This is a genomic window from Pseudonocardia tropica, from assembly GCF_040105315.1.
GTDB classification, from domain to species: domain Bacteria; phylum Actinomycetota; class Actinomycetes; order Mycobacteriales; family Pseudonocardiaceae; genus Pseudonocardia; species Pseudonocardia alni.
In genome coordinates, this window is record NZ_JBEDNP010000033.1 from 1 (window position 1) to 17,345 (window position 17,345).

A 17,345-nucleotide genomic window follows, 5' to 3' on the forward strand; every position below is an offset into this window, starting at 1 on the left:
CTCTGAAGCTCCTGGTCAGGCGGATTGATCTAGGCAATCGCCCGTCTACCAGGAGCTTCACCCTTTCGAGGTCACGCCACGCCGCACGCCAGCTGACCTGCTCGTCCATCAGGTTGGCAAAGGCTCACTACCAGTTCGAGGCCATCCACCCCTTCCACGACGGCAATGGACGTACTGGCCGCGTCATCAACATCCTGATGCTCATCGAGGCCGGTCTGTTGAATGACCCGATCCTCTATCTCTCACGCGCCATCATTGCCCGCAAGAACGACTACTACCGGCTCCTGCGAGCCGTGACAGCGGAGGGCGCCTGGATCGAGTGGGTGCTCTACATGCTCGACGTCGTCCGCGAGTCGGCAGTGTCGACAACACGAAAGATCGGAGCCATCCGCACGTGCCAGGAGGACATCGCCGAGCGCGCTCGTGCTGCCACTCCGGGGGGCCGGGACGCGCAGTTCCTGGCCGTACTGTTCGAGCAGCCCTACTGCCGCATCAACGTTGTCGCAACCCGGTGCGACGTCTCCCGCCAGACCGCTTCCTCCTGGCTGCACGCCCTGGTCGAGGCGGGCCTTCTACACGACGTGAAGGTTGGTCGGGAACTCCTCTTTGTCAATCACGAGTTCCTGAGTGTGTTGACTCGCCCCGAGTGAGCGCCGGGCTGACGTCACCGGTGATCCAGACGTTCAGATCGCAGCCGTCAACATCGATCCGTGGCCGACGCTCACCGGGCACAGGGTCATCAGGCCACCGCTTCTAAGAGCGGTCAAAACGTCGCCCCGGCCCATCCGGAGCCGCCGTCGCGGAGAACAGGTACCGGACAACGATCCACACCAGGCCGAGAACCTGGACTACCGCAGCGCTCAGCCACACCTGCATGACGCCCGGGTCGATCTTGAAGCCATTGACGATGCAGTACAACAGAAAGATCGCGTTCGCGAGGCCCAGCTGCGTACCAAGCGCTACGAACAGCCAGGGAGCGACAGCCTTCTTCAGCTCCAGCTCGTCGCGCCTCGCGTGAAGCTCGTTCTGGCGGCCCTCCCGCTCCATTGCCCACTCACTGCGGGCTGGCCGCTTCTGACGCCCGAGCGCCGCAGCCTGTGCGACATCCGTGCCGACCTCAGACGCCGCGATGTCGGCCTGCGGGGCGCCGTTCTGAACGTCGTTAGCGTCCTTGCCGCCTTCTCCGCCCTTGGGTGCCTGTTCGGCAACGGGAACCGGTGGGACCGGGGCTGCCGGGGGCTCGGGCGCTCCGGGCTGCCCCGGGGAATCATCGTCCCCAGACGAGCGGTCGTCGGTCACGCGGCCGGTCGGACATCGTCGAGCCGGATCTCCATCGCACGACGGGAGACCGCGAAGGTCCGGGCCAAGTCGACCGGGTCACGCTGGGGAGACGCCCTCACGAGATCGGCCGGCATGAGGAGCGCGGCCGCGAACTGGTTGGCCCACCGTTCCTCCGGGTCCAGACCTAACGAGGAGATGTGGTCGCGGTGATCCACGAATCCGAAGGAGGCGGCACCGCTAGCTGTCCTACGCACGTAGTGACCGATCTCGTGCGAGCAGCTGAACCGCTGACGGACCCGAGGCTCGTCCTTGTTCAGGTAAATGCTGGTCTGCGACCCTGGCGCCGCGTAGATGAGCGCGGAGACGTCCGGGTCGAGGGCACTGACGTAGACCTCCATGCCGAGCTGGCGTGCGATCCACACGGGATCGACTGGCAGAGCGATCCGGCCGTAGTCATCCGCCCACACTCGGGCCAGGAGCTTCTCCGCTTCCCGAGACGGGATATCCGTCGGCACTCGATCCTTCCAAGGTCGTGCGGGCGGGGAGCGCGCAGCATGGCGTCGGGGAATCGCATCGTGACACAAGCCCCCGACACCCGCTACGCGCTACGTGGAGTCGACATCTGACGTGACGCACATCGCCCTCTTCCTGCTCGTCGCCAAGCGACCGGGGTGGCAGGAAGTGTGTCGCCGAACTCGGGGTCGTGGTGACCACTTGGTCGGCATCGGGATTACCCAGGGGTTATCCGTCGATCAAGATGAGCGGCATCTCGTGAGCCGGCTCAACCGAGCTGCGATGCCAGGTGGCCGCCGGCCTCGTCGAGATCCCTTGAGCTGAGTTGCAAGGGCAGGTCCCCCCGAGAGGCGCAGCACACCTCGCTGATTACAAGCGAGACCAGCTCGGGTGCGTCCTTGTGCACGAAGTGCCCGGCGGAATGGGCGACGACCTGGATCGCGGACAGATGGCGAGCCCAGTCGCGCTGAAAGTCCTGCCACAGCTCGTCGACCTGGTCGAGTGTCAGCGGCTCGTAGAAGGGGTTCTCGGGTGGGTCACGCAGCCAGCGCCCGACACTGCTCGAGACCACGACGCAGCGAGCAACCGGCGACGCGGGCGCCTCGCGGAGCTCCTCGAACGAGCGGCCCATCGGGAATCGGATCCCGCCGTTGTTGCCGTCCTCGATCACAGGTCGCCGCACCACCTCGTCCGGCCACGCGGTCCGCATGGTGGGGTCGACCATGACCGCACCGGCGAGCTCCTCCGGCCAGGTCGCCGCGTACATCGAGAGGATCCAGCCACCGAGGCTGCTCGACACGAGGACGTACGGCGGTGCGACCCCGGCGCGCGCAAGAAGTCCTCGAAGCTGCTCTGCAGCCCACCGCGGACCGAACTCTCGCTCGGCCTCACCGCCGGACAGGGGGGCCGAGCCCGCGAGGCCCGGTCGTCCGTAGTCCACGACCGTCGTGTCGCGCGGGAGCAACGGCCTCAGATGGTTCCATTCGCTGCCATCGCCTCCGGAGCTGTTCAGGAATACGATCGCCGGTCTTCCGCTCCCCGTGATCCGGATGCTGAGGTCGCAGCCGTCGACGTCGATCGTTGAACGGTGATCACCGGAGGCGTCGTTCACACCGTCATCCTCACCGACTGTCCCCACCGATGCTCCAAGGCGAACGGGTGACAGCGGCGCGATCCGTGAACCCTGCGGAGTCAAGGCGGCGTCGAGGGCAAGTACAGCTCCCTCGATCCGGTGCCGCGTCGCGGCAGAGCGCACCAACTGGTCGGCCGAAACCTCGTCCAGGATCGCCCGAAGCTGGCCAGCAGCCTGCGTCATCGCTTGGGACGGCCACACGTCCTTGCAGCTCGCTGGCAACCCGCTCAGTGGTAACTCGCGAACCACGCCGCGGTCAGTCCTGCGACCGCTGGCCGAGCTCGGCCGTGAATCGAGCGATCTCGGCGTCGACCAGGTCCTCGCCGATCACCGCGACCTTCGAGTCGAGGCCGAGGAGCCGGGCCTTTCGTTCGGCCCACCGGCACGCGACGGAGTACGCCTCGACGCGGATGCGAGCCGGGATCGACGGATCTCGGCCGAGGGCCAGGAGCTCGCAGGTGACGTCGTCGGCGAGGAGCTGTTCCTCGGCGCGGTGCTCCTCGACCTGCGCGACCGGAGTGTCGGCGAGTGCGGCGTCGTAGAGCTGGCGGGCGCGCTGCCGGGAGACCCCGACCTCGGCGCCGATCTTGTGGCCACCTTCAACCCGACCGCGACGCGCGATCACTCAACTCCGCGAGTTCTGAAGTGTGTCGTTCGCGGGGGTATGCCGCGGATACCTGTTGAACAAAGTCGGCGACATAGCGCTGGTACCGGCTGGATTGCAGCGGCCCAGCCAGCTCGATCGCTAAGCGCGCCGCCGCGACGGCTTCGTCGAGCGATCCCTCCTGTAACGCCCCGGCCGCGGTGACCATGTTGATGAACGCCCTGGTCCGGGGCGGGGTCGCGTCGGAGGCGACTGCCAGGCCGGCGAAGTGGCGGGTCTCCTCGCCGCGGCCGAGGTCGCGGAAGCAGTGTGCGGCCTCGCCCGCCAGCTCGGCGGGGTCGAAGTAGCTGATCCACGCCGGGTCGGCGTCGCCGCCTTGGTGCAGCGACGCCTCGGCGCGTCCGAGCGCGTGCTCGGCTCCGGGGCCGTCGGACAGCGACGCGAGGGCCCGTGCCTCCATCGCGTGCAGCATCGCGAGGGTGGCCGGTGCCGGGATTCCGGTGCTGGTGGTGATCGCCGCGCGGGAGAGCTGGACCGCGTCGCGGTAGCGGCCGAGGTAGTTGGCCTGGTGGCTGAGGTTGGCGAGGAGCCGGGCGCCGAGCAGAACGTCTCCGGCGTCGCGGGCGAGGCGCAGGCCGTATGTGAGGTAGCGCTGCGCGGCGGCGTGACGCCCGGCGTCGTAGGCGCTCCAGCCGAGCATCTGGGCGAGTTCCGAGGTCGCGGACAGGATGTCCGCGCGGCCGGCGCCGCGGGGCAGCGAGCGGAGCAGCGGGAGGACCTGGCTGCGGAAGTAGAACAGCAGCAGCTCGCGGGTGTGTCCGCCGCCGAGCTGGAAGTCCAGATCCATGAGGCGGGCGGTGGTCAGCCGGATCGCCTCGGCGTCGACCGGGGCGTCGTCGCTGTCGGGTCGGCGGTACTCGCTGCGGTCGTCGAACAGGTAGCCAGTGATGATCGATGGGGTGGCGAAGCCGTCCCAGGCGTGCGGGCCGGGGACGAGGATGCCCGCGGTGTCGGCCGCGGCGACGGAGTCGAGGCGGTCGGTCGCGGTGTCGGCGTCGTCGGGGTAGACGACCGGTTCGACGGTGGTCGCTGGGGCGTCGTCGCCGGTGACGACGGCGGTGAAGCCGAGTCCGAACGGGGTGACGGTGCGGCCGAGTTTCTCTGACAGGCAGGTCGCGATCAGGACGGCCGTCTCGGCCTTGGGCTGTGTGCCGTCGAGCCACCGTTTGACGGCGACGTGGTCGGCGGCGCTGCGGACGCCGCGACGTGCGGCCAGGTCACGGACCCGGCGGGCGAGCCCGTTGTTGGTCATCTCGGCTTCGGTCATCGCGCGACCGAGCGCGACGTTCGGCGTCGCCCCGCCCATCCGTACCACCGCCCGGAGGGGCTGCCTGCACCCCGTGTGCACCCCCTGTGCACGGATGCACCCCCTGAGCACACTGTAGGTAGAGGCACCGACATTGTTTGCTGATTCGCATGGAGAGCATCGCAGAAGCAAACAGGCGGTCCGGGGAGCTACGGCCGGGAGGTTCGGCCTTCCAACTCCGTCACCCGGGCTTCGAGCGCGGCGAGGGCGGTCGAGGTGCGGTCCTCCAGCTCGCGCAGCCGGACGGCGAGGTCGGAACGGTCGGTGTCGTCGGGGGTCTCGCCGGGTTCGGCGGTGACGTAGACGGCCTTGCCGGGCTGGCCCTGGACAACGCCCTCCTGGCGCAGCTCGCGGACGGCGGCGCGCACGACGGTTGTCGACACCTCGAAGGTGCGGGTGAGCTGCGAGGTCGAGGGCAGCTCGCTCCCGACGGGGTAGGAGCCGGCGCGGATCGCGCGGCGTAGCTCGTCGGCCACCTGCAGGTACTTCGGGCGCCCCGTGTGCTCGGTCATCGGCCTCCTCCGGTCGGGAGCCTACGCAGCCCGGTGACGGGCGCGTAGTCGCCACGCACGGCGGAGCCACCCCGATGCAACCTTGTGCACTATGTGCATATGGCACACCATGTGTGTATGGATACGAACGGAGAGCAGAGATGACGACCAACGGAGCTCCGAGTGCGGGGCCGACCTTCTACGACGTCCAGGAGGTGGCCGCGATGCTGAAGATGTCGCGGATGACCGTCTACCGGGCGATCTCGACCGGGGAGCTGCGGGCGGTCCGCGTGCGGGGCCGCTGGCTGGTCCCGGCGCAGGTGATCGAGACGCTCGTCGAGAGCGCCGTCGCCGGGGCGACCGCCGACCTGCGGGGCGGTGCGTGATGGGCAGCGTCGGAGTGCTGATCCTCGTCGCGCTGGTCGGGGTGTTCATCTGCGCCAAGGCCCGCTCGGCCGGTGGGGCGGTCGCGTTCGCCGCGTTGGCCCTGGTGCTGTTCATCGCCACGCCGGTCGGGGCCGGGGTGCCCGCGGCCGTCGGGACGTTCATGTCGGCGTTCGACCAGGCGGCGACGCCCGCGCTGAACGGGACGCAGCAGGCCGGGACCTCCGGGAGCGGGTCGTGAGCGCGGCGGCCGAGTACCCGGTCGACCACGTGCTCGGCGACGACGTCGTCGACGTCGCGGACCTGGTGTGTCCGGGCTGCTGGTCCCCGGTCGTCGACGTCCCGCCGGCGGGCTGGCCCGCCCGGGCCGGGCACCCGCCTGAGTTCTCCCACGAGGACGGGTCGGTGCTGTGCCCGGACGGGGCCGGACGCGTCCCGGAGCCGGTCGAGGCGGGCGGGCTGCGCTACGCGCTCACCGAGCAGGGCTCCGGCGCGTCGCTCGACGTCGCACGGGAGTGGTGGACGTGAGCACCCGGCTGGACACGACGTCCGGGGTCGGGGACCCGGTCGCGCAGCCCGACGACCTCGACCCGCGGCTGCTGTGCCCGACCGGACGCACGGAGCGGCTGCGCGTCGTCGTCGAGCACTACAGCCCGACCGCGGGTCGGTGCCCGGGGTGCGGGTGGCCGGTGGCACGGCGCCAGGAGTGCCCGTCGCGACAGGTCGCGCTCGCGCTGCTGGAGAACCGGCCATTGCCGGTGCGGCTGGCGCACCTGGCCGACGTCGTGCCCGGCGCCCGGGCGGGTCGCGACAGCGCCGCGGACCGGGACCGGCGGCGCGACGAGCTGGACGCGATGCCGGGGCTGTTCGCCGCCCCGGCCCGGACCCCGGAGCAGGGGGACGCGCGATGACCGAGGCGAGCACACACCACGAGGGACGGCCCGGCGACGGGTTCTTGGCGGGACACAGCCGCCGGGCCGCTCTCACCGCACATCAGCAGAAGGCAGGCGAGGAGACGATGGTAGAGCGACACGACGACCGGTGGCGCGAGCGCGCGGGGTGCCTGTCGGTGGACCCCGAGCTGTTCTTCCCGGTCGCGGAGGACGGTGCCGCGTACGCGCGGCAGGTCACCCGCGCCAAGCGCGTCTGCGGGCGGTGCCCGGTCCGGGCCGAGTGCCTGAACTGGGCGATCGAGTCCCAGCCGGACGGCATCGCCGGAGGGATGACCGCGGCCGAGCGCCGACGGGCCCGCGCGGCCCGGCCCGCGCACCGGGTCACGGCGTGCCAGGGCGCGGTCACCTTCCAGGTCCCGGCCGGAGCCCGACAGGTGCCGTCCCGGAGCCGATCGCCGATCGTGGCCGACGGCAAGACCGCTCTCGCGCAGGGCGTCCCGCGGCGGGAGGTCGCGGCCGCGTTCGGGGTGTCCCGCCGGACGGTCGATCGCTGGGCCGCCGAGCTGGCCGCCGTCGCTGGTGGTGGTCGGTGATGAGCGAGCTGTTCAAGGTCACCGAGTCCGGGCAGGCCGCCGGCCGGATCCGGGAGCTGGTCCGCCGGATCGCCGTCGAGGTCTTTGGCGCGACCGAGACCGAGGTCCCGATCCCCGGGTTCACGATCTTCACCGACCGGCGCCTCGACGACCCACTCGCCGGGGTTCGGGCCGCGCTGCTGGTGCGCAGCGTCGCCGAGGCCCAGCTCTACGACTACGCCCGCTCCGCCCGCGCGGCCGGGCGGTCGTGGGACGAGATCGGCGCGGTCCTCAGCTTGCCGACCGGCGGGGTACCGGTCGGGGAAGCGGCGTTCGACTGGCTGGTCTGCGGCCGGGTCCCCGACCCCGAGCGGGAGGGGATCCGGTCGTTCAGGACGCCGTCGGCGTTCTGGCGCTGCACCACTTGCGACCAGCAGGTCACCGATGACGGTCCGTTCGAGTCCCACCCGACCGACAACGAGACCGGCCACGCCGACTCCTGCGCCCGCCACCGCGCGGACGTCGCGGCGTGGGTAGAGCTGACGGGAGTGGACGGCTGATGGGCATCCTGTTCAGCTCCACGGCTCTGGTCCTGACCGTGTTCGCCGGAGGCGCGCTGCTCGCGTGGTCGCGCGGGGCCCGGGGTCTGGCCGCCGGGCTCGCCGCGGTCGCGCTGCTCTCGGCGGCGACGATCGTCACCGCCCTGTCCTGGCCTGCGCTGGTCGCGGTGGCCGGGTTGGCGGTGGTGATCGTGTGGCACCGCTGGACTCGCTCGTCGGCGACGGTGTCGCGGTGGGCGTCGCGGTCCCGCCGCAAGGTCGGGGTCGCGTCGAGCCTGGACATCGTCCGGCACGCTGGGACGCTGGCGGTCCGGCAGCGGACCGGCACCGTCCGCCCCTCGCTGGCCGGGCTGCCCCGGATCCAGCGGTGGCGGCTCGCGACCACTGAGGCCGCGGTGGAGCTGTGCCGCACGGGCGCGTTGCGGGTGTGGGCGCTGGTCGAGGACGTGGTGATCGTCGTCGGCGGCCCGCGCACCGGTAAGACCGGCTGGCTGGCCGGGCGCGTCCTCGACGCCCCCGGTGCGGCCCTGGTGACCTCGACCCGCACGGACCTGCTGGACCTGTGCGCGCCGATCCGGCGCCAGGCCCGCGGGGAGGTGTTCGTGTTCAACCCGGCCGGGCTCGGCGACCGGGTCTCGACGATCACGTTCGATCCGCTGACGGGCTGCTCGGATCCGGTGACGGCGACGGAGCGGGCGACGGACATGCTCGCCGCGGTCGCGTCGGGTTCGGGTGGGGATCGGGAGTTCTGGGACGGTCAGGCCCGCCGCGTCCTGGCCGCTCTGCTGCACGCCGCCGCCCTCGGGGGCCGGCGGATGGCCGATGTGCTCGGGTGGGTCGCCGACCCCGACGCCGCCGGCCGCGAGGTCCCCGCCCTGCTGCGGCGCTCGGGCGTGACCGCGTTCGAGCAGGACGCGATGCAGTTCATCACCACCAACGAACGCACCCGCTCCTCGATCACCTCCTCCGTGATGCCCGCCCTCGGGTGGCTCACCCACCCGGCCGCCGCCGCGGCGGCCGAGCCGGGCGCAGGGTTCGACGTGGCCCGGCTTCTGGACAGGCGGGCGACGGTGTTCTTGCTAGGCGCGGAGGAGGCCCAGACCGCACCCCTGGTCTGCGCCCTGACCGGGCACATCGCCCGCGAGGCCCGACGGCTCGCCGCCGGGCAGCCGAAGGGCCGGCTGGACCCGCCGCTCGGACTCTTCCTGGACGAGGCCGCGCTCATCAGCCCGGTCCCGCTGGAGTCCTGGACCGCGGACATGGGTGGTCGGGGAGTGACGATCCTGTGCGCGTTCCAGTCCCGCGCGCAGCTCCTGGCCCGGTGGGGTGAGCACAAGGCCGCGACGATCCTGAACAACACGGCCGCGGTGATGATCTTCGGTGGGACGCGGGACAAGTCGGACCTGGAGTTCTGGTCGACCCTGGCCGGTGAGCGTGACGAGAAGGTGTCGACGACCGACGAGCATGGCCGGGTCGCGTCCCGGTCGGTGCGGAAGGTGCCGGTGCTCGCCCCGGCGCAGATCGCGAACCTGCCCGCGGGGCGGGTGGTGGTGATCCGGCGCGGGATCGCCCCGGTGATCGGCCGGGCCCGCATGGCGTGGACCCGTCGCGACGTCCGCACCCACGGCCGCGACGGCCGCCGGGCCGACGCCCGCGCGGCCCGCGCGCTGCGGCTCGACGAGCTGCGGATGTGGCGCGACGACGTCGCCCAGGCCGCGCTCTCGGTCCTGGCCACGCGCTGGCCGGACAGGTTCGCCGAGAGCCACGAGCGGCGTCGGGACGCCAACGCGATGTTCCGCGAGCTGGCCGTCATCCACGACGAGTCCCTGCACACCCCCGCCACCCCGCGGCCGGGCACCGACGGGGAGGCGGATCGATGAGGCGGCGACCGCAGGTCACCGAGTCCGACGTCGTCGCGCTGGAGGAGCGCCTGCGCGCCCTCCTCGCCGCGCGCGCCGCCGGGGCCCTGAACGACGACGAGATCGCCCGCTACGAGGCCGACCGCGATCGGCTATTGGACCTGATCGGAGACCAGATGCGCGAGCAGCGCGAGTACGACGACGCGATGCGCCGCCTGCGCGCGGAGATGGAGCAGCAGGCCGACCCCGACGGCTGGTTCACCGGCGGTCACGACGCCGCGCACCAGGCGCACCTCGACGCGGTCGCCCACGTCGACGACGACCCGAACGACGACAGGGCTGCGACTGAGCTGGAGCTCCGCCGGGTCGAGGACATGGTCAACGACCCGTACCGGGACGCCGCGATCGAGGCGAAGGGCGCAGACGACCGTGACTCGGCGGGCGGGATGTGGTTCACCCCTGACGAGACCGCGCCGGGCGGTGTCCGCCCGCTGACCGACACCGAGATGCGCCGCGTCTCTGGTTTGGTCCGCGCGACCCAGGCTGATGCCGTCACCGACGACCTGGACCACCGCGACCCGCCGGCAGGGGGTCGGGCAGCCGACGGAGCCGGTGACGATGGGGAGTGGGGTCGATGAACCCGCCCCCGCACCCCGATCCCCACGCGGATCGGTCGGGGAACGCGACCGGCGCGGCCGTCGTCGGGCTGGCCCGGCAGGTCGACGACCTGACCCGCCGCCTGGACGTGCTCGGCCCGGTCGACGGTCGGATCGACGAGTTGGCGCAGGTCGTGGCCGAGACCGCGCAGGCTCTCGCGACGCTGGCGGCCCGCCGCCGCCCGGCTGCGGCGCCGTCGTGGCTGCTCGCCCCGGCCGAGCCGGAGAAGGTCGCGCAGCTGCTCGACGAGTTGACCGAGTGGCTGCGCCGGGTGTTCCTGCGCTACCCCGACGGCGCCGCCGTCGTGCCGGAGTGCTGGGCCTGGCACGCCGACGTCGTCGAGGAACTGCTGTGGCTGATGCACGCCTGGTGTGCGGCCTACCAGGGTCCGGACGCTTCGGTGCAGCTCGCCGGGGATTGGCACGACCGCCAGCGCCCCGGCGTGGTCAGCCGGCTCCGTAAGAGCGTCGGGTCGTGCTCGATCGAGGCGCACCAGACCAGGCCCGGTTGGGGAGCTCCGCCCGGGGCCCCCGCGCCGGTGCCCGGGACCCGGCACACGGGGCTGATCGTCGGCTGGTGGGCGACCGGGCGGGGGCAGGCGCCGCCCGAGCCGCCCGTCGACGACCGAGCGGTGCCCGGGGCGATCGGGGGTGCGCTGCGGTGACCGCACGCAGCACCGGCCGGGCCGGTCGCGCCGCGATCTGGCTGCCGGGCTTGGCCGTCGCGCTCGGCGCCGGGGTCGCGACGGCGCACGGCCTGTTCGAGGTCGCGCTCGCAGCGCGGGTCCCGGCCGGGATCGCCTGGATCTACCCGCTGATCACCGACGGGCTCGCGCTGGTCGCCTACACCGCCACGGCCCGGCTGCATGGGTCGGCGGCCCGCTACGCCTGGTCGGTGGTGATCGTCTCGGCCGGGCTGTCGGGTCTCGCGCAGGCCGTGTATCTCGCCTCCGACTCGGTCACCGCGGGTGGGGAGCTGGCCGTGAACGCGGCGCTGCGGTTCGGCGTCGGAGCGTGGCCCGCGATCGCGGCGGCCGTCGTCGCGCACCTGCTCTACCTCCTCGCCGAGACCCGCACCGACGCCCAGGCGGCCGACCGCGACCCGGCCGAGTCCGAGCGCGCGGCCGGACCGCGGGCCCGGGCGACCATCACCGTCCCGTCGTCCGACCGGACACCGGTGGAACGCCCGGTCACGGTGGGGCACGGGACGGGTGTCCCACCCGCGCTGGACGGGCCGGTGATCCCGGGCCCGCCGCGGCCGGTGTCCCACCCGGCCTCGCGCCCGGCCGTCCGGCCGGCACCGTCGGCGGCCGGTGGGACGGGCGGTTCGGGTGCGGGCGCGCAGGAGCGCGCCCGCACCACCGCCCTCACCCACCGCGACCGCCACGGCGCCCTCCCCACCGTGCGGGAGCTGGAGGAACTGGCCGACGTCGGCCGGGGAACCGCCGCCCGAGCGCTGCGACAGCTCCGCGACAACCCACCGCAGACCGCGAACGGCCTGCACCTCGTCCCCGACGAGCCCCAGAACAGGACCACCCGATGAGCACCGGCAGCGAGAAGACCACCGCGACCGAGCAGAACACCAGAACCGAGAGCGACTACCCCGAACAGAGCAACAGAACCCCAAGATCAAAAGACGCACACCGATGCATCACGATCCGAGGGGGCGGGCCGGCCTCCGGCCGGCCACGCCGGAGGACCCGTGCCATCGACCGCGACCAGGCCCCGACGACGATCGTTTCGGGGTGGTCGGGGTGCTGAGCATCTCCTCGGGCTACAGCCCGGAGTACCTGTTGAAGGAGGTCGCGACCGGGCGGGAGAACTACTACACCGGCGCGGTCGCCGCGGGCGAACCGCCGGGGCGCTGGTGGGGCGCGGGTGCGGAGAAGCTCGGCTTGCGCGGTCTGGTGGACGCCCAGGACATGCGGGCGGTCTACGAGCGTTTCATCGACCCTCGGGACACCGCGTTCGGTGACCCGCAGCAGTGGGACAGCGCGGCGACGCTGGGACACGTGGGACGCAAGTACCGGACCGCCGAGGAACTCTATGAGCAGGCGTTGGAACGCGAGCCGGACGCCGCCGCGGAACGCCGCGCGGAGCTGCGTACCGAGGCGGGCAAGGCCGCTCGGCACAACGTGGCGTTCTTCGACATCACATTCAGCGTGCAGAAGTCGGTGACGCTGCTGCACACCGCGTTCGAGGCCCGCGAGGTCGCCGCCCGCAACGCGGGCGACGAGGAGACCGCCGCGGCGTGGGGCCAGTTCCGCACGGCCGTCGAGGACGCGATCTGGGCGGGCAACAACGCCGCGCTCTCGTACTTGCAGGACAAGGCCGGTTACACCCGGGTCGGGCACCACGGCGGCGCCGCGGGCCGCTACGCCGACGCTCACGAGTGGACCGTGGCGTCGTTCTTCCAGCACGACTCCCGCGACGGGGACCCGCAGCTCCACATCCACAACGGCACCCTGAACCGGGTCGAGGGCCCGGACGGGCAGTGGCGCACCCTCGACGGCCGCTCGCTGTACCGGTGGCGCCCGGCCGCCGCGGCGGTTGCCGAGCGCACGACCGAGGAGACGCTGGCCTACACCCTGGGGACGCTCGCGGTGACGCGTCCGGACGGGAAGTCCCGCGAGATCCTCGGCGTCCCGGACGAGGCGATCTTGCTGCTGTCCTCGCGGCGGCACAAGGTGACCGCGAAGACCGCGGAGCTGTTCGAGGCGTTCGAGGACCGCTACGGCCGCGCCCCGAACTCCGCCGAGCGCGACCGGCTGTCCCGACAGGCGACGTTCGCGACGCGGGCGGCGAAGTCCCACGACGGGCAGACCCGGGAGGAGTTCCTGGACGAGACCGCGGCGAAGCTGCGCGCGGACATCGACGGCGGGCTGGCCGGGATCGCCGACACCGCCCTCGCCGCCCGCCGCGAGGGCGTGCAGCCGCAGACGTTCAACCCGACCGCGGTCGTGGAGATCGCCGTCGCCGACGTACGCGACCGCAAGGCCGGGTGGACCCGCGCCGACCTCACCCGGGCGGTGAACGCCGCCCTGCCGGACTACCTCGGCGTCCCCGACGGCGCCGAGGTGGCGACCCTGTTGGACCAGCTCACCGACGTCGCGTTGGAGCACCTGGTCGACCTCGACGCAGCCGAGCCCGGCGAGGACCTGCTGCCCGCCGACATGCGGACCGCGAACGGGGAGTCGGCGTTCCGCGCGCCGGGCGGACGGCTCTACACCACGACCGACCAGATCCGCTCCGAGCGGATCCTGCTCGCGGCGACCGCCGCCCACAACGGCACCGCGCTCACCCGCGGCGCGGCGGACCGCTTCGTCGACCGGCTCCGGACCGACGGCATCGAGCTGGGCGTCGACCAGGCCGCCGCGGTGCGCGGAATCCTGACCTCCGGTGCCCGGGTCGAGACCCTCGTCGGGCCCGCGGGAACCGGGAAGTCGTTCGTCGTCGGCGCCCTGGCCCGGGCGTGGAGCGACCCGGCCCTACCCGCCGGCCCCGACGGCACCCCGCCGGCCGCGCCGCGGCGGGTGTTCGGATTGGCGACCAGCCAGAAGGCCACCGAGGTCCTGACCGCCGAAGGGCTGACCGCAGCGAACATCGCCCGCTGGTCGGCCACCCAGGCCCGCCTCGACGCCGCCCCGGCCGAGCGCCGCACCCGCGACGGCGACGAGGCATGGCGGCTGCGCGAGGGCGACCTGGTCGTGGTCGACGAGTCCGCGATGACCGACACCGCGTCGCTGGAGCAGATCCACGCCCGCGTGGCGGCGGCCGGGGCGAAGCTGCTGCTCACCGGTGACCACCGCCAGCTCTCCGCGGTCGGCGCCGGCGGCGCGATGGACCTGCTCGCCACGGCGGGGTCGAGCTACGAGCTGACCGACGCCCGCCGGTTCAGCGCCGGGTGGGAACGCGACGCCTCGCTGCGGCTGCGCGAGGCCGACCAGACGGTGTTGCAGGACTACCACCAGCACGGCCGCCTCCTCGACGCCGGCGACCGCGACGGGGCGGAAGAATCCGCCGCGCGGGCGTGGCTGGCCGACACCCTCGCCGGTAAGAGGTCGCTGCTGCTGGTCGACTCCAACGACCAGGCCGCCCGCGTCTCCGCCAGCGTGCGGGCCGAGCTCGTCCGGCTCGGCCGGGTCGCCGAGACCGGCGTGCCGTTGGGGATGCAGGGGACCGTGGCCGGGGTCGGGGACCTGGTCGAGGCCCGCGCGATCGACTGGACCCTGGCCGGGTACGAGGGCAACCGGCGACCGGTGATGAACCGCGACCTGTTCCGGGTCACAGCGGTCCGCGACGACGGCGCGCTCGAGGTCACCACCGACACCCACGGCACCGGGACCGGGGACCGCATGGTCCTGCCGGCCGCCTACGTCGCCGAGCATCTCGCGCTCGGCTACGCCGGAACCACCCACGCCGGGCAGGGCGCGACGGTCGACACCACCCACACCGTCGTCACCCCCGCGACCCGCGCGAACTCCCTCTACGTCGGCATGTCCCGCGGCCGGGACTGCAACACCGCACACGTCACCACCCACACCGGCCCCGACGACCTCGCCGACGGAACCCCCCAGGCGCACGGCATCCACCGCAGCCCCGTCGCCGCGGTCGCGACGATCCTCGACGGCGCCGACCAGGCCGTGTCCCAGTCCGCCCTCGCCACCGAGGCCGCCTCCGCCGAGCGAGCGGCCAGCGCGGCGACCGCGGCCGAGCGGCTCGCCGACGGCGCACAGCGGGTCGCCACCGCGCGCACCGCGCACGCGCTCGACCAGCTCGTCGCCACCGGGGCCCTGACCCCCGACGAGCGGGCAAAGGTCGCCGCGGAGGACGGCACCGCCGCCCTGACCCGCATCCTGCGCCGCGCCGAGCTGGCCAGCCACGACCCCCACACCGTCCTCGCCGATGCCGTGCAGCGCGGACCGCTGTCCGGGTCGCGCAGCGTCGCGAACGTGCTCTACTCCCGCATCCGCGACTCCCACCGCTTCGACCCGGTGGGGGAGCGCTGGACCGACTGGGTTCCGCGCACCGACGACGAGGGCTGGAACGCCTACCTGCAGGTGCTGGCCGAGGCCGCCGACCAGCGCGCCGCCCAGCTCGGCGCCGACGCGGTCGCGGAACCGCCGCGGTGGGCGGTGGACGCCTTCGGGGAGCCTCCAGCCGACCAGCAGGCGCGCCAGCGGTGGCAGAGCGCCGTCGGGCAGGTCGCGGCCTACCGGGAGGTCCGCGGCCACGACGACGACACCGACCCGCTCGGTCCGGCGCCGCAGCCGGGGCAGGTCGAGCAGTTCGCCGCGCACCGCGCTGCGTGGCGGGCGCTGGGCCGCCCGGAGGTCGAACGCGAGCACCTGGAGCTGTCCAACGGCCAGCTCCGGATGCGCGTGCGCGCCTACGAGCGCGAGCTGGCCGCCGCGCCCCGCTACGTCGGCAACGAGCTGGCCGGAACCCGACAGGCCGCCGCACGCTACGAGCAGGACGCCGCCCTCCGCCGCGCCGAGGCCGAGAACGCCGGCCAGCAGTCCGATCGGGAACGCCTCACCGCCGAGGCAGAGCAGGCCGCGGCCCTGGCGCGCACGCTGACCGAGCGGGCTGAGGAACTCCAGCAGGTCGACGACGCCCGGGGCCGGTGGCTGCTCCACACCACCCAGACCCGGTTGCAGGCCGAGTTGTCCAAGGCCGAGCTGGCTTCCCGCGACGCTACCGACGACCCCGCCGACCATGTCACCGTCGAGGAATGGATGACCGCGCACCTGGACGACCAGGCTGAGGACGAGCAGCACCGCGAGATCACCGAGGCCGACTTCGTCGACGACCTCGACCCCGCTGAGCACGACGACGACACCGCGACGCACGAGGCGAATGTCCGCGACGACGCACCGCCGCGGACCAGTGCCTCGGAGGACGTCGTCCGGGTCCCGACCGCGGACGAGGCCGCCGACTCGGTCGCCCAGGCCGGGCGGGTACTCGACGAGATCGCCTACCGCGACGCCCTCGACGAGCAGGACGGCGAACAACACGACCGCCACCAGCAGCTCACCCAGTGGCACCACGACGACCAGACCGCCGAACACGCCGACGCCCACGACGCGGAGGACCAGCTGGAACCGACCGGACTTTAGCTACTCGGGACGAGATGAGGGCGGGGAGCCGACCACCTGGTCGGCTCCCAGCCCCCGTTCCGTCCACCGGCAGCGGCGTCGCTACACGGCCGGCTTCTCGCGGTCGGCCAGGGTGCGGATGTGCTCCCAGTGGCGCACCGACTCGTCCAGCTCGCGCTCCTCCCGGCTGCGCTTGGCCGCCAGCAGCGCCGGACGCGACCGATCCACCGGCAGGCAGTAGACCTCCGAGCCCGGCACGACCGCCCCGGACTCGTCTCGGTCCGGAATCCCGATCGGCGGCTCCGCCCGCACCCCCAACAGCCACGACAGCCCCTGCCAGACGCCGCAGCACTGGACCCGATGCGTCGCCCGCGTCGGACCCTGCAGCGCCCCGAGCCGCCGCCAGTCCCTCCCTGTTGGCTCCGGCCGTCCCGCAGCCACCGACAGCGCCGCCCAGGACTCACCCCGCACGAACTGCCAACTCGGAGGGACCGACCGCACCGTCACCGGGGTCTGCCGCTCGGCCGGACGCAATACCCAGTCCAGCGCGACGAACACGCCCAACGCGCTGTCCTCAGCGGCGACGGTCGCCACCTGGTGCGCGTTCCACCAGCAGTCCCGCACCTGCTGCTCGGCAGGGACCACCCACCCGGGCAGCGGACCGATGCACTGGGTCATGGCGCGAGTATGCGACCAAGCACCGACAGAACCGGGACAACACCGTGGGGCTCCGCCCCACACCCCGGCCCTCGCCGGGCAGGCAGGTCTCCGAGATGGGCGCCCCGGCGGCCCGCTGCGGTCCGATCGTGGGAGGGTTACGTCCGCGGAGGTGGTGTACGGGTTCGTCGCTGGTGAGCGGCGTGGCGTCGTGACGTGAGACGGCCACCGCGTGATCTTTCTCGAGTACCGACCAAGGAACTCCAGGAAGGACCACCA

Annotated in this window: 19 protein-coding genes; 12 read left to right on the forward strand and 7 right to left on the reverse strand. The window is 72.8% G+C overall.

Translation table 11 applies throughout. The annotated features are described in order from the left end of the window. Positions 1 to 650 (forward strand): Fic family protein (locus tag WHI96_RS26320; RefSeq protein ID WP_349302471.1); only part of this gene is annotated, 650 nt, incomplete at its 5' end. A 103-nt stretch (positions 651 to 753) separates the two neighbouring features. On the opposite strand, the gene WHI96_RS26325 is transcribed toward WHI96_RS26320, so the two are convergent. The 6 genes from WHI96_RS26325 to WHI96_RS26350 all read right to left on the reverse strand — a co-directional run bounded on the left by WHI96_RS26325 (position 754) and on the right by WHI96_RS26350 (position 5,408). After that, a complete protein-coding gene (locus tag WHI96_RS26325; protein ID WP_345643057.1) occupies positions 754 to 1,299 on the reverse strand; it encodes a hypothetical protein in 546 nt (181 codons plus the stop codon). Then, positions 1,296 to 1,679 carry an ImmA/IrrE family metallo-endopeptidase gene (locus WHI96_RS26330; protein ID WP_345643054.1) on the reverse strand — a complete coding sequence of 128 codons (384 nt, stop codon included), beginning with the start codon at positions 1,677 to 1,679 and terminating at the stop codon, positions 1,296 to 1,298. Before WHI96_RS26330 ends, WHI96_RS26325 begins: the two co-directional genes overlap by 4 nt. A gap of 383 nt (positions 1,680 to 2,062) precedes the next feature. Continuing rightward, complete coding sequence (locus WHI96_RS26335) at positions 2,063 to 2,905, reverse strand: alpha/beta fold hydrolase (protein WP_346864528.1); 843 nt, start codon at positions 2,903 to 2,905, stop codon at positions 2,063 to 2,065. 277 nt (positions 2,906 to 3,182) lie between these two features. After that, positions 3,183 to 3,551 carry a hypothetical protein gene (locus tag WHI96_RS26340; RefSeq protein ID WP_345643049.1) on the reverse strand — a complete coding sequence of 123 codons (369 nt, stop codon included), beginning with the start codon at positions 3,549 to 3,551 and terminating at the stop codon, positions 3,183 to 3,185. Next, positions 3,526 to 4,896 (reverse strand): NsdA family TPR-like regulatory protein, encoded by a 1,371-nt coding sequence (locus tag WHI96_RS26345; RefSeq protein WP_345643046.1) that lies wholly within the window; start codon positions 4,894 to 4,896, stop codon positions 3,526 to 3,528. The genes WHI96_RS26340 and WHI96_RS26345 overlap by 26 nt, the downstream gene beginning before the upstream one ends. Before the next feature lie 149 nt (positions 4,897 to 5,045). Then, entirely contained in the window at positions 5,046 to 5,408 is a 363-nt protein-coding gene (locus WHI96_RS26350; RefSeq protein ID WP_345643043.1) for a winged helix-turn-helix domain-containing protein, read from the reverse strand. A 140-nt stretch (positions 5,409 to 5,548) separates the two neighbouring features. Here WHI96_RS26350 and WHI96_RS26355 point away from each other — a divergent pair, with 140 nt between their 5' ends. The 11 genes from WHI96_RS26355 to mobF all read left to right on the forward strand — a co-directional run bounded on the left by WHI96_RS26355 (position 5,549) and on the right by mobF (position 16,430). Beyond that, on the forward strand, positions 5,549 to 5,773 hold the full coding sequence (locus tag WHI96_RS26355) for a helix-turn-helix domain-containing protein (protein WP_345643040.1): 225 nt from the start codon (positions 5,549 to 5,551) through the stop codon (positions 5,771 to 5,773). After that, complete coding sequence (locus WHI96_RS26360; RefSeq protein WP_345643037.1) at positions 5,773 to 6,012, forward strand: hypothetical protein; 240 nt, start codon at positions 5,773 to 5,775, stop codon at positions 6,010 to 6,012. Before WHI96_RS26355 ends, WHI96_RS26360 begins: the two co-directional genes overlap by 1 nt. Beyond that, a complete protein-coding gene (locus WHI96_RS26365; RefSeq protein ID WP_345643034.1) occupies positions 6,009 to 6,299 on the forward strand; it encodes a hypothetical protein in 291 nt (96 codons plus the stop codon). The genes WHI96_RS26360 and WHI96_RS26365 overlap by 4 nt, the downstream gene beginning before the upstream one ends. Then, a complete protein-coding gene (locus tag WHI96_RS26370; RefSeq protein ID WP_345643032.1) occupies positions 6,296 to 6,682 on the forward strand; it encodes a hypothetical protein in 387 nt (128 codons plus the stop codon). The genes WHI96_RS26365 and WHI96_RS26370 overlap by 4 nt, the downstream gene beginning before the upstream one ends. Positions 6,683 to 6,789: 107 nt before the next feature. Continuing rightward, complete coding sequence (locus WHI96_RS28005) at positions 6,790 to 7,257, forward strand: WhiB family transcriptional regulator (RefSeq protein WP_412763167.1); 468 nt, start codon at positions 6,790 to 6,792, stop codon at positions 7,255 to 7,257. After that, positions 7,257 to 7,796, forward strand: coding sequence for a hypothetical protein (locus WHI96_RS26385; RefSeq protein WP_345643029.1), 540 nt, complete (start codon positions 7,257 to 7,259; stop codon positions 7,794 to 7,796). The genes WHI96_RS28005 and WHI96_RS26385 overlap by 1 nt, the downstream gene beginning before the upstream one ends. After that, complete coding sequence (locus WHI96_RS26390) at positions 7,796 to 9,676, forward strand: type IV secretory system conjugative DNA transfer family protein (protein ID WP_345643026.1); 1,881 nt, start codon at positions 7,796 to 7,798, stop codon at positions 9,674 to 9,676. The genes WHI96_RS26385 and WHI96_RS26390 overlap by 1 nt, the downstream gene beginning before the upstream one ends. Next, on the forward strand, positions 9,673 to 10,293 hold the full coding sequence (locus WHI96_RS26395) for a hypothetical protein (protein WP_345643023.1): 621 nt from the start codon (positions 9,673 to 9,675) through the stop codon (positions 10,291 to 10,293). Before WHI96_RS26390 ends, WHI96_RS26395 begins: the two co-directional genes overlap by 4 nt. Continuing rightward, entirely contained in the window at positions 10,290 to 10,976 is a 687-nt protein-coding gene (locus WHI96_RS26400) for a hypothetical protein (protein ID WP_345643020.1), read from the forward strand. Before WHI96_RS26395 ends, WHI96_RS26400 begins: the two co-directional genes overlap by 4 nt. Further along, entirely contained in the window at positions 10,973 to 11,854 is an 882-nt protein-coding gene (locus WHI96_RS26405) for a hypothetical protein (RefSeq protein ID WP_345643017.1), read from the forward strand. Before WHI96_RS26400 ends, WHI96_RS26405 begins: the two co-directional genes overlap by 4 nt. A gap of 202 nt (positions 11,855 to 12,056) precedes the next feature. Continuing rightward, entirely contained in the window at positions 12,057 to 16,430 is a 4,374-nt protein-coding gene (mobF, locus tag WHI96_RS26410; protein WP_130292835.1) for a MobF family relaxase, read from the forward strand. A gap of 81 nt (positions 16,431 to 16,511) precedes the next feature. Here the strand turns inward: mobF and WHI96_RS26415 are convergent, their stop codons facing one another. Beyond that, positions 16,512 to 17,087, reverse strand: a complete 576-nt coding sequence (locus WHI96_RS26415) for a hypothetical protein (RefSeq protein WP_130292832.1) — start codon at positions 17,085 to 17,087, stop codon at positions 16,512 to 16,514. Positions 17,088 to 17,345 lie beyond the last annotated feature (258 nt).